Annotated in this window: 13 protein-coding genes; 11 read left to right on the top strand and 2 right to left on the bottom strand. The window is 47.8% G+C overall.

What is annotated here, in order from left to right:
• Nucleotides 1-17: 17 nt before the first annotated feature.
• Both ICN11_RS09940 and ICN11_RS09935 read right to left on the bottom strand, forming a co-directional pair.
• Entirely contained in the window at nucleotides 18-791 is a 774-nt protein-coding gene (locus ICN11_RS09940; RefSeq protein ID WP_216230249.1) for an SAM-dependent methyltransferase, read from the bottom strand.
• A 25-nt stretch (nucleotides 792-816) separates the two neighbouring features.
• Nucleotides 817-1,440 carry a Maf family nucleotide pyrophosphatase gene (locus ICN11_RS09935; protein ID WP_370623627.1) on the bottom strand — a complete coding sequence of 208 codons (624 nt, stop codon included), beginning with the start codon at nucleotides 1,438-1,440 and terminating at the stop codon, nucleotides 817-819.
• Nucleotides 1,441-1,453: 13 nt separating this feature from the next.
• On the opposite strand from ICN11_RS09935, the gene ICN11_RS09930 reads away from it, so the two are divergent.
• The 11 genes from ICN11_RS09930 (at nucleotide 1,454) to lepB (ending at nucleotide 12,081) form a co-directional block, all read left to right on the top strand.
• Nucleotides 1,454-2,032, top strand: a complete 579-nt coding sequence (locus ICN11_RS09930; protein WP_216230248.1) for a DUF177 domain-containing protein — start codon at nucleotides 1,454-1,456, stop codon at nucleotides 2,030-2,032.
• A 105-nt stretch (nucleotides 2,033-2,137) separates the two neighbouring features.
• Nucleotides 2,138-2,317: a 50S ribosomal protein L32 gene (gene rpmF, locus ICN11_RS09925; protein ID WP_011902241.1), complete on the top strand. Its 180-nt coding sequence runs from the start codon at nucleotides 2,138-2,140 to the stop codon at nucleotides 2,315-2,317.
• 84 nt (nucleotides 2,318-2,401) lie between these two features.
• Nucleotides 2,402-3,412 (top strand): phosphate acyltransferase PlsX, encoded by a 1,011-nt coding sequence (gene plsX, locus ICN11_RS09920; protein ID WP_216230247.1) that lies wholly within the window; start codon nucleotides 2,402-2,404, stop codon nucleotides 3,410-3,412.
• 2 nt (nucleotides 3,413-3,414) lie between these two features.
• Nucleotides 3,415-4,401 carry a beta-ketoacyl-ACP synthase III gene (locus ICN11_RS09915; protein WP_216230246.1) on the top strand — a complete coding sequence of 329 codons (987 nt, stop codon included), beginning with the start codon at nucleotides 3,415-3,417 and terminating at the stop codon, nucleotides 4,399-4,401.
• A 41-nt stretch (nucleotides 4,402-4,442) separates the two neighbouring features.
• The gene (gene fabD / locus ICN11_RS09910) at nucleotides 4,443-5,378 is read left to right on the top strand and encodes an ACP S-malonyltransferase (RefSeq protein WP_216230245.1); all 936 of its coding nucleotides are present in this window, start codon (nucleotides 4,443-4,445) and stop codon (nucleotides 5,376-5,378) included.
• A 64-nt stretch (nucleotides 5,379-5,442) separates the two neighbouring features.
• A complete protein-coding gene (gene fabG / locus ICN11_RS09905) occupies nucleotides 5,443-6,186 on the top strand; it encodes a 3-oxoacyl-ACP reductase FabG (protein ID WP_015421598.1) in 744 nt (247 codons plus the stop codon).
• 103 nt (nucleotides 6,187-6,289) lie between these two features.
• Nucleotides 6,290-6,529: an acyl carrier protein gene (gene acpP / locus ICN11_RS09900; protein ID WP_015421596.1), complete on the top strand. Its 240-nt coding sequence runs from the start codon at nucleotides 6,290-6,292 to the stop codon at nucleotides 6,527-6,529.
• Nucleotides 6,530-6,557: 28 nt separating this feature from the next.
• A complete protein-coding gene (gene fabF / locus ICN11_RS09895; protein ID WP_216230244.1) occupies nucleotides 6,558-7,805 on the top strand; it encodes a beta-ketoacyl-ACP synthase II in 1,248 nt (415 codons plus the stop codon).
• Between the two features lie 71 nt (nucleotides 7,806-7,876).
• Nucleotides 7,877-9,325, top strand: coding sequence for a DegQ family serine endoprotease (locus ICN11_RS09890; protein ID WP_216230243.1), 1,449 nt, complete (start codon nucleotides 7,877-7,879; stop codon nucleotides 9,323-9,325).
• 144 nt (nucleotides 9,326-9,469) lie between these two features.
• Nucleotides 9,470-11,275 carry a translation elongation factor 4 gene (gene lepA, locus ICN11_RS09885; protein WP_216230242.1) on the top strand — a complete coding sequence of 602 codons (1,806 nt, stop codon included), beginning with the start codon at nucleotides 9,470-9,472 and terminating at the stop codon, nucleotides 11,273-11,275.
• Nucleotides 11,275-12,081 carry a signal peptidase I gene (gene lepB / locus ICN11_RS09880; RefSeq protein ID WP_216230241.1) on the top strand — a complete coding sequence of 269 codons (807 nt, stop codon included), beginning with the start codon at nucleotides 11,275-11,277 and terminating at the stop codon, nucleotides 12,079-12,081. Before lepA ends, lepB begins: the two co-directional genes overlap by 1 nt.
• The last annotated feature ends 1 nt before the right edge of the window (nucleotide 12,082 follow it).

The following is a 12,082-nucleotide window of genomic DNA, read 5'->3' as shown; positions in this document are numbered from 1 at the left end:
AGGCGGCAAAAAAACACCTAGGCCAGCAATAGAAATACTGCTGGCCTATTTTGTAATGAAGCGCAGGCAGCTTCATTCGGAAAGCGCTTACGCCAGTCTGCAATTGATAGCGTAGTGACCATCTCCGTTGGTAGGCTCAAATCCATTCCCATGCAAAGCATCGATTGCGGTGAAAGTGCACTCAGGCAAGCCATCAGCATCGCAGTATTGCGATACGGTGTCTCAATCCAAATTTGCGTTTGCTGCAACTTTCTAGATTCCACTTCCAACTGCTTCAATCGCGCGATGCGATCTTGTGCATCATGCGGAACATAGCCCTGAAACGCAAAGCGCTGCCCATTCAAACCGCTAGCCATAAGACCTAACAAAATCGAGCTTGGGCCAACCATTGGTTTTACTTTAGCGCCTAGCTTATGTGCTGCTAGTACAAGCTCTGCACCAGGATCCGCAACACCGGGAACACCTGCCTCTGACATGAGTCCCATGTCTTTACCAGCGATTAGCGGCTTGAGTAAATCCATTGGTTTAACGGCATCGCCGTACTTAGCATTGCGCGCCACGCCACGCCACTCACTCATCTGCATTTCTTGTATGGTGCACGCTAAGGGTGAGACGCTATCGACTGCTTTTAAAAAAGCACGGGCGGTTTTTGCATCCTCAACAATCCAATGAGTCAGCTTGGCAGTTTGAGTAATCGTTTGGCTTGGTAACACCCACGGTAATTGTTCAACTCGAGAATCATCACCCAAAGTATTGGGAATTAAAAAGAGGGTGCCTAAGGTTGAGCTCATTTATTTAGTTTCACTTTTTATTTTTTTACTTCTTTGCTGGAATGACAAAACCAGCTTCACGCAAGAGGCCGCTCAGCGCAATTAATGGCAGGCCGATCAAGGCTGTAGGATCATCGCTCTTAATGGATTCCAAGAGTGAAATTCCCAAGCCTTCGGATTTGGCACTACCAGCGCAATCGTAGGGTTCTTCGGCGTGGAGATATGCCTCTAGAACATCATCCGATAGTTTGCGAAAGGTAACTTCCGTAGGAACATTGATTGTGGTTTCGACATCGCCATGCATCAGACATAGCGCCGTTTGAAAAGTGACTGTTGCACCACGCATGAGTTGCAGCTGCGCCATGGCTCGCTCAAAGTTTCCTGGTTTACCAATTGCAGCTCCACAAAGGTCGGCTACTTGATCGGAGCCAATGACCCAAGCTTCAGGGCAATCTTTTGCAACTGCGGCAGCTTTGGCTTTTGCTAGGCGCAAGGCTAAATCTAAAGTGCTTTCACCAGGTAAGGGGGTTTCATCCACTTTGGGTGAGATGACGTCAAAAGGAATGCGCAGGCGCTCTAAGAGCTCTCGACGATAGACCGAGGTAGATGCCAGAATTAGTTTTTTTGCAGAATTACTCATCACTACTTGTACTTTCGCTGAAGCCTTCATTTAGACTGATGTCATGAATCGTAATCAAGTTTTACCTCAAGTTGAGCTATCCACCGATCCCAAGGCTTTGAGCCGGATCGATTTTTGCGCCCCCCAGTCTTATCAAGGGTCTGGTTTTTTGGAGATTTCAGCCTTGCCAAGGGTAGCTGAGGAGGCCTCCAGCATCGAGCCTGGCGATGGCTTTCGTTGGGAGGTAAAGACCCATTTTGCCGATTCTCCGGGTTCCGAGCCCCGGCAAATTCTGGAATTAGCCGTAAAAGGGCGTATTCACCTGGTTTGTCAGAGTTGTTTGCAGGACTGCGGCCTAGATTTGGCTCAAGAGAGTCGATTTGTCATGGTGGCCTCTGAGGAGGAAGCGGATGCCTTCCCAATGGAGGATGACCAACAAGAGCCTTTGGTAGCTAGCCAGCACTTTGACCTTTTGGGGCTAATTGAGGACGAAATTCTCCTCTCTATGCCCTTAATTCCAAAGCATCCAGATGGCACTTGTAAGCCACATGCCTCTTCATTCGGGGAGGGCGGAGAAACTGCGGAAGCCTCTGAAAAGCCCCAAAATCCCTTTAACATATTGAAAAATATGAAGAAAAATTGATTAGACCACTCGCATTAGGAGTGGCTTTTCAAACCTGTTTTATCAATTAATCAAGCATTTAGCGCAATTTTCATGCTAGAATGTCGCCTTGCTTAGGAGTTCAATATGGCCGTCCAACAGAATAAAAAATCCCCATCCAAACGTGGCATGCACCGTGCGCACGACTTTTTGACCGCACCTGCTACGGCTGTTGAAGCCACAACTGGTGAGGCTCATTTGCGCCACCACATTTCACCAAACGGCTACTACCGTGGTCGTAAAGTTGTTAAAACTAAAAACGACTAATTTTTTAGTCTAAAAGATAGAAGCGGCTCCATTAAAAGCCGCTTTTTTCTTTGAAAAATACCACTTGCAGCAATACTTGATTTTATGAGTGTCACTCTTGCTATCGATGCCATGGGCGGAGATCACGGGGCAGTTGTTACGGTTCCCGCTTGTTGCGATTTTCTCGAAAAACATGCTGATGTGAAGATTGCCTTGGTTGGCAATCCGGAAGTGCTCAAGCAAGCCTTGAGTAAATTTCCAAAAGCGCCAATGGAGCGCATTCAAATTATTCCCGCTGCTGAAGTTGTCTTGATGGATGACCCCATTGAGGTGGCATTGCGTCGTAAAAAAGATTCTTCTATGCGCGTTGCTATTCAGCAGGTAAAAGAAGGTCTGGCTGACGCGATCATCTCTTCTGGCAATACGGGCGCCTTAATGGCGATCTCCCGCTACATCCTCAAAACCCTTGATGGTGTTGATCGTCCTGCAATTGCTACTGCGATCCCCAACGAAAAAGGGCGCGGTACTACCATGCTGGATCTCGGTGCTAATGCGGATTGTGAGCCAATGCACTTGGTGCAATTTGCACAAATGGCTAACGTAATGGTTCAGGTTGTAGATGGCACACAAAACCCTTCAATCGGTCTTCTCAATATTGGTGAAGAGGTGATTAAAGGGAATGAAGTGGTTAAGCAAACGAGTGAGTTGCTACGCCAAACGAACTTAAACTTTTACGGCAACGTAGAGGGTAATGATATTTTTAAAGGCACTACGGATATCGTGGTGTGCGACGGCTTTGTTGGTAACGTTGTTCTCAAGGCAAGCGAGGGCTTGGCGAAAATGATGAGTGGCTTAATCAAACAAGAATTCAATCGATCATGGCTTACTAAGCTAATGGCGATTTGCGCCATGGTGCCATTGTTGCGTGTACGTAAGCGTGTGGATCATCGTCGTTACAACGGCGCAGTACTTTTAGGTTTGCGCGGTTGTGTAATTAAGAGTCATGGCTCAGCAGATCGTTTTGCATTTGGTTTTGCGCTCGATAGGGCATATGAAGCAGCAAAAAATCGCATGGTAGAGCGTATCGCTCAAGCTTTTGTGGCGGAGACAAAATAATCATGAGTACTTATTCACGGATAGCGGGCACTGGAAGTTATCTTCCGGAGCAGCGTTTAAGCAATCAAGATCTCGTTGAGCGTTTGGCGAAGATTGGTCTTGAGACTAGCGATGAATGGATTGTGACTCGTAGCGGCATTTCTGCTCGTCACTTTGCTGCAGAGAATCAACTTACCAGTGACTTAGCAGTTAAAGCCGCTGAAGCTGCATTAGAGGCGGCTGGCTGCACCTCAGAAGATCTTGACCTTATTATTTTGGCAACATCTACACCAGATCATTTAGGTGGCTTTCCAAGCACTGCTTGCGTAGTGCAGGATAAGTTGGGCGCTCATACCAATTGCGCAGCATTTGATGTCCAGGCGGTATGTGCTGGCTTTACTTATGCTCTCGCGATTGCGGATGCATTTATTCGCACAGGCACTTACAAAAAAGTTTTGGTTCTTGGTGCAGAAACCTTTTCCCGTATTTTGGATTTCCAAGATCGCACTACTTCCGTTTTATTTGGTGATGGTGCTGGGGCAGTGGTTCTTGAAGCTTCGAAAGAGCCTGGCATTTTGGCTACTGCCTTGCATGCTGACGGCAGTCAACGCGACATCCTCTGTGTCCCAGGACGTGCAAAGCAGGGTGGCGTAGAAGGATCCGCTTACTTAACCATGGATGGTCCTGCGGTATTTAAGCTGGCAGTCAAGGTGCTAGAGCAGGTTGCGCATGAGGCTTTAGAAAAAGCCAACCTCAAGCCAGAGCAAATTGATTGGTTAGTGCCACATCAAGCCAACATTCGCATCATGGAGAGCACAGCTCGCAAGATGGGTATGTCAATGGATAAAGTAATTGTGACCGTGCATGAGCATGGCAACACTTCCGCTGCATCTATTCCGCTTGCCTTAGATGCTGGCGTGCGCTCTGGTCAAATTCAACGTGGTCAACATCTCTTATTAGAGGGTGTAGGCGGTGGCTTTGCTTGGGGTGCAGCAGCAATTAAGTACTAAGCTAAAAATACATTAATAACCATTCTTCAGCGATTATTCCTATGACATTTGCATTTGTATTTCCTGGCCAAGGCTCCCAATCAGTTGGGATGCTCAACTCTATTGCTGATCGCCCAGAAGTTCGTGCGACTTTGCAGGAAGCTTCAGAAGCTTTGGGTGAAGATGTGGCAAAACTCATTGCCGAAGGTCCTGCAGAAGCATTGTCTTTAACAACTAATACCCAGCCAGTAATGTTGACTGCAGCGATCGCGTTTTACCGCGCTTGGTTGGCCTCTGGGGGCGCTGTTCCTCAGATGATGGCGGGTCACAGTTTGGGTGAATACTCCGCTTTAGTTGCTGCCGGCGTAATCTCTTTTAAAGATGCAGTGCCTTTGGTGCGCTTTCGTGCTGAAGCAATGCAGACGGCTGTACCAGTTGGTACGGGCGGTATGGCTGCGATCTTAGGTTTAGATGATGCGATTGTGAAGACGGTTTGTGCTGAAGCTGCTGCAGCCTCTGGTGGTGTAGTAGAGGCAGTGAACTTCAATGCGCCAGGACAAGTAGTGATTGCGGGTGGAAGTGATGCGGTGACTAAGGCCTGTGAATTACTCAAAGCAGCTGGCGCGAAACGCGCTCTGCCCTTGCCAGTATCCGCACCATTCCATTCATCATTACTGCAACCTGCCTCTGAAAAACTCAAAGGCTACTTAGCGGATATTGAATTTAAGGTTCCCTCTATTTCTGTAGTCAATAACGTTGACGTCAATGTCCTCAATGACCCAGCAGCTATTAAAGATGCCTTAGTGCGTCAAGCTGCTAAGCCTGTACGTTGGCAAGAGACTATTAATGCCATGGCTCAGCAGGGCATCACTCAAGTAGTGGAATGTGGTCCTGGCAAGGTATTGGCAGGGCTGACTAAGCGTATTAATGAGAATGTTGTTGGCATTCCTATTTTCGATGAAGCCAGCCTTACCGAAGCCTTGGCTACAGTAAAGTAAAAATACAAATAAGAAACATCAAAGAAGCATCAAAGAAATAACAAAGAAACGACGGAAGACAAATATGAATCTCGACTTAAGCGGACAAATTGCATTGGTAACCGGCGCTTCGCGCGGTATTGGTCAAGCCATTGCGGATGAGCTAGTGAAATGTGGTGCCAAGGTAATTGGTACTGCAACTTCTGAGGATGGCGCCAAGGCTATCAATGCGCGCTTACAGGCGAGCGGTGGTCGTGGTGAAGTATTGAATGTGACTGACCCAAAGGCTTGCGAGGACATCATTGATTTGATCGTTAAGGATTTTGGCGGCATCAATATTTTGGTAAATAACGCAGGTATCACACGCGATAACCTAGCCATGCGCATGAAAACAGATGAGTGGACCGACGTTATTGATACCAATTTAAGTGCGGTTTTCCGCTTGTCGCAGGCGGTAATGCGCCCAATGATGAAGGCACGCGCTGGCCGCATTATCAATATCACCTCGATTGTTGGTCATATGGGCAACCCTGGGCAGGCCAATTACGCAGCTGCTAAATCAGGCGTTTCTGGCATGACTCGTGCCTTGGCTCGTGAAATCGGCAGCCGCAATATCACCGTGAATTGTGTTGCGCCCGGATTTATTGATACCGATATGACTCGTGCTTTGAGCGAAGAGCAGCAAAATAGCCTAAAAGCGAACATTCCCTTGGCTCGCCTGGGTAGCCCAGAAGATGTGGCCCAGGCAGTGGCATTTTTGGCGTCCCCGGCGGCTGGGTACATTACGGGTAATACCTTACATGTCAATGGCGGCCTTTATTTAGCCTAAAAATAAAGCAGAAATTTGATCATTTTTTGGCGGAATTGCTAATTCGGTCCGCCAAGCTGATAAAATTCTTTTCATCGTTTTTTTACAACCCTTGGGGGAATTAATGGATAACATCGAACAACGCGTTAAGAAGATCGTCGCTGAGCAATTGGGTGTCGCAGAAGCAGATATCAAGAATGAATCTTCTTTTGTGAACGACTTGGGCGCAGACTCTCTTGACACTGTTGAATTGGTAATGGCTTTGGAAGATGAATTCGGGATTGAAATTCCGGATGAAGAAGCTGAAAAAATTACTACTGTTCAGCTCGCTATCGATTTTGCTCAGTCAAAAGCTCAGGGTTAATTCCCTAGCTTAGTTAAAAGCTATTACTGTGTCAGCATCAAATGGCCGTCGCCGGGTTGTTGTTACCGGCTTAGGCCTTATTTCACCAGTTGGTAACTCGGTTGATGTAGCTTGGTCTAATTTGCTCGCGGGCAAATCAGGCATCGCTACCATCACGAAGTTTGACCACACTCCGCTGAGCGTGCATTTCGCCGGCGAGGTGAAAGATTTCAATGTCGAAGAATATGTTTCTGCCAAAGAGGCGCGCCATATGGATACTTTTATCCATTACGGTATCGCTGCTGGTACGCAAGCAATTCGCGATAGCGGTTTACAGATAACCGAAGAGAACGCCGAGCGCGTTGGTGTCATGGTTGGTTCAGGTATCGGTGGTTTGCCGATGATTGAAGAGACTGGCGCTGAGTTGCTTGCTCGCGGCCCTCGTCGCATCTCCCCATTCTTTGTACCAGGCTCAATCATTAATATGATTTCTGGCCACCTCAGTATCTTGTTTGGTCTTAAAGGTCCAAACGTTGCCGCGGTGACTGCCTGCACTACAGGTTTACACAGCATTGGATTGGCTGCACGCTTAATTCAGTATGGCGATGCTGATGTGATGGTTGCCGGTGGTGCCGAATCTACAATTTCCGCATTGGGTGTTGGTGGCTTTGCTTCAGCAAGAGCGCTATCTACCCGTAATGATGACCCTGCAACAGCTTCACGCCCATGGGATAGAGACCGTGATGGTTTCGTTCTAGGTGAGGGTGCTGGTGTTGTTGTGCTTGAAGAGTATGAGCACGCTAAAGCGCGTGGCGCAAAAATCTACTGTGAGCTCTTAGGCTTCGGTATGAGTGGTGATGCGTATCACATGACTGCCCCAAATATGGATGGCCCACGTCGTTGCATGGTGAATGCAATGCGCGATGCTGGTTTGAATGCTGATCAGATTCAATACATTAATGCGCACGGCACTTCGACACCGTTGGGTGATAAGAATGAAACTGGCGCTATCAAGGCTGCCCTTGGCGATCACGCTAAGAAGACGCTGATTAACTCTACTAAGTCGATGACTGGCCACCTTTTAGGCGGTGCGGGCGGCTTGGAATCTGTATTTACTATTCTGGCCTTACATAACCAGAAGTCTCCACCAACAATCAACATCTTCAATCAAGATCCAGAGTGTGATTTGGACTACTGCGCCAATACTGCTCGTGACGTGAAGATCGACCATGCCGTCAAAAACAACTTTGGCTTTGGGGGTACTAACGGTACCTTGATTTTTGGCAAACTGACCTAATATTCTTACTAGGTTATTTCCTTTCTTCGTTTCTTTAATTATTGGTTTTTACCAAGCAGGTCTATAGCATTATGAAAAAGTATCTTATTGCACTCTTGGCTATCTTTAGCTTGGGGCAAATTGCATTCATTCCTCAGGCCAGCGCCCAGAGCCCACGCGTCTCTATTCCAGATTTTGCTGATTTAGTTGAGCGAGCTAGTCCAGCCGTAGTCAATATTCGTACTACTGAAAAAGTAATGCAGCAGCAAGCTCAAGGTGGTTTCCCTGGAATGCCCGAGGATCAAGCCGAGTTCTTCCGTCGCTTCTTCGGGGTACCTATTCCAGGTTTGCCTGGAGCACCTAAACAAGCTCAGCCCAATCCTGGCAAGCCTCAAGAAGCAGATCGTGGTGTAGGTTCAGGATTTATTATTGAATCCAATGGTTTGATTTTGACGAACGCGCACGTGGTTGAAGGTGCAAATACTATTTACGTTACCTTGACTGACAAGCGTGAGTACAAGGCAAAGTTACTGGGTATGGATAAGCGCACCGATGTAGCGGTTGTCAAAATCGATGCGCGCGATTTACCTAAGTTGCCACTGGGTGACTCATCTCGTGTGAGGGTGGGTGAGTGGGTATTGGCGATTGGTTCCCCATTTGGTTTGGAAAATACTGTGACCGCAGGCATCGTATCCGCTAAAAGTCGCGACACTGGCGACTACTTGCCATTCATTCAGACTGACGTGGCAGTAAATCCTGGTAATTCGGGTGGCCCTTTATTGAATACGGCCGGACAAGTTATCGGCATTAACTCACAAATCTTTAGCCGCTCTGGCGGTTATATGGGTATCTCATTTGCGATTCCGATTGATGAGGCTATGCGAGTGGCAGATCAATTGCGTACCAATGGAAAAATGACTCGTGGTCGTATTGGCGTCGCTTTAGGTGAAATGACTAAAGAGATTGCTGAGAGCTTAGGCTTGGGCAAGCCGCGTGGAGCCTACGTTCGCAATGTTGAGCCGGGTGGTCCAGCGGCAGCGGGTGGCATTGAGTCGGGCGACGTGATTCTGAGCTTCAATGGCCGTGATATTGGAAAATCCACCGACCTGCCTAGAACAGTTGGTGAAACCAAGCCTGGAACTAGTGCAACAGTTCAAGTCTGGCGCAAAGGGGGCACCAAGGATTTGATGGTGACTGTGGCCGATACCGAAGCTGGTCAGGCCGCCGTCAAGAAGTCGGATAACTCCGGGTCATCTGGTGGGAATACCAACTCTCTTGGAGTGGCGGTTTCTGAGCCCTCGGATAGCAAGAAGAAGGAGCTCAATATCCGTGGTGGTGTTGAGGTTACGGGCCTGGGAGACGGCCCTCTGGCGCGTGCGGGGGTGCGTCCTGGCGATGTCATTATCCGGATAGCGGATGCTGACATTACCGGGGTAAAGCAGTTTGAGAGCCTGGTTAAGGGCTTAGACGCCAATAAGGCGGTCCCAGTTTTTGTCCGCAGGGCTGATAGCACCATGATTATTCCAGTTAGGCCAAAATAAGCCAAAACCTGGGTTTTTGCATGGAATAAACGGGTTCGGCGCTAATTTAGCGCCACCCATTACAATCACTTTAAGACGGCTTTTTGCAGCGCATCATTGTGGTGCGTTCTGACAAGGCGTTTTTTGAAGACCACATAAGACGCTATGGATTTAATCCGCAATTTTTCTATCATCGCCCACATTGATCACGGCAAATCAACGCTCGCTGATCGCATTATTCAACTTTGTGGCGGTCTATCTGATCGTGAAATGGAAGCCCAAGTACTTGACTCGATGGATATCGAGCGGGAGCGTGGCATCACGATTAAAGCTCAAACAGCAGCGCTGACCTATAAATCTAAGGACGGCAAAACCTACAACATCAATTTGATCGACACGCCGGGACACGTCGACTTCTCTTATGAAGTTAGCCGCTCTCTATCAGCATGTGAAGGTGCATTGTTGGTGGTAGATGCCAGCCAGGGTGTTGAAGCTCAAACGGTTGCTAACTGTTATATGGCGCTGGAGTTGGGCGTTGAAGTAGTGCCGGTACTTAACAAGATTGATTTGCCACAGGCTGATCCTGAGCGCGCCAAAAAAGAAATTGAAGATGTGATTGGTATTGATGCATCTGAAGCGGTGACCTGCTCAGCCAAAACTGGCTTAGGCGTTCAAGATGTCATCGAAGAAATGATTGCTCGTGTACCCCCACCAAAGGGTAATGCAGCAGATCCACTTCAAGCTTTAATCATTGACTCCTGGTTCGATAACTACGTTGGTGTGGTGATGTTGGTGCGGGTTGTGAACGGCACCTTGAAGCCAAAAGAAAAAATTACTTTGATGGCCAATGGCTCAAGCCACCTCGTCGAGCATGTTGGTGTATTTAGTCCAAAGTCGGTAGATCGCCCAGAACTGTCTGCTGGTCAGGTGGGCTTTGTGATTGCCGGCATTAAAGAGTTAAAAGCCGCCAAGGTGGGTGACACAGTCACCCATACTCCTGGGCAGCAAGGCCGAGTTCCTGCTACTGAGCCACTTCCAGGCTTTAAAGAAGTGAAGCCTCAGGTTTTTGCAGGTCTATACCCAGTAGAGTCGAGTGAGTACGATCAACTGCGCGAATCTTTAGAGAAGCTTCAATTAAACGATGCCTCACTCTTGTATGAGCCTGAGGTTTCGCAAGCCCTTGGTTTTGGATTCCGCTGCGGTTTCTTAGGTTTGCTTCACATGGAGATCGTACAAGAGCGCTTGGAGCGTCAGTACGGCATGAATCTCATTACTACCGCACCAACAGTGGTGTATCAGGTAGAGCAATCTGATGGCACGATCCTGTCGGTAGACAACCCATCGAAGATGCCTGAGGCTAGCAAGATCAATACGATTCTTGAGCCGATCGTGACAGTTAATCTGTATATGCCGCAAGAGTACGTGGGCGCGATCATTACCTTGTGCGTCGGCAAGCGTGGCATACAGATGGATATGAATTACCTCGGTCGCCAAGTAAAGCTCACATATGAGTTGCCTATGGCCGAGATTGTTTTGGATTTCTTCGACAAAATGAAATCCATCTCTCGTGGTTATGCATCCATGGATTACGAGTTCAAAGAATATCGTCCGGCCGATGTGGTGAAGGTCGATATCCTGATTAATGGCGAGCGAGTTGATGCGTTGTCGGTAATCGTTCACCGCAGTAATAGTCAGCATCGTGGGCGCGAAGTGGTTGCTAAGATGCGCGGGATTATTCCGCGTCAAATGTTTGATGTTGCTATTCAGGCAGCAATTGGTAGCAACATCGTTGCTCGTGAAAACGTAAAAGCTTTGCGTAAGAACGTATTGGCTAAGTGTTACGGTGGCGACATTTCTCGGAAACGCAAATTGTTGGAGAAGCAAAAAGAAGGTAAGAAGCGCATGAAGCAGGTGGGTAATGTGGAGATTCCACAAGAGGCCTTCTTAGCCATTTTGCAGGTAGACGACTAATGAACTTTGCGCTCATCCTATTTATCTTGGTAGTGGTTTCGGGCATCGCCTGGATTGCTGACCGTTACTACTTTGCTCCGCAAAGACGTATGGCTGGTATCGATCGCATGCCGTTGTGGTTGGAATATACAGCTGGTTTCTTCCCGGTAATCTGCGCGGTATTTGTATTGCGCTCTTTTATTGTGGAGCCATTCAAAATTCCATCAGGCTCGATGATTCCAACCCTGCAGATTGGTGACTTTATTCTGGTAAATAAATTTACTTATGGCATTCGTTTGCCAGTAATCAATCAGAAGGTAGTTGAACTAGGCTCTCCAAAGCGTGGTGATGTAGTTGTATTCCGCTATCCTCGTGATGAGTCTGTTGACTACATTAAGCGCGTTGTAGCTTTGCCTGGTGACACCATTACTTACCAAGATAAACGGTTAACAGTAAATGGTCAGTCGCTTCAATATAGCGGCGGAGAGTCTTACTTAGACCCAGAAAATATGCGTTATGCCAAACGGTTTGCAGAATCCTTTCCTGCGGATTTAGGTGGCAATAAGCATGAGATTCTGAATGATCCTGATCGTCCTGCCGGCATGTTCCCTGCGGAACGTTTTCCTGGATTTGAAAATTGCCAATATATCAATGCTGGCCTTACATGTAAGGTACCTGCGGGGCATTACTTTGCCATGGGCGATAACCGCGATAACAGTGCCGATTCTCGTTATTGGGGATTCGTGCCGGATAAAAATATTGTTGGCAAGGCATTCTTTGTTTGGTTAAATCTCGGAAATCTGGGTCGCATTGGCGGCTTCGAATAAA

The organism is Polynucleobacter sp. 78F-HAINBA, assembly GCF_018882325.1.
GTDB lineage: Bacteria > Pseudomonadota > Gammaproteobacteria > Burkholderiales > Burkholderiaceae > Polynucleobacter.
Note: the sequence above shows the minus strand (reverse complement) of the source record. Positions and strands in the feature narration are given on the sequence as shown.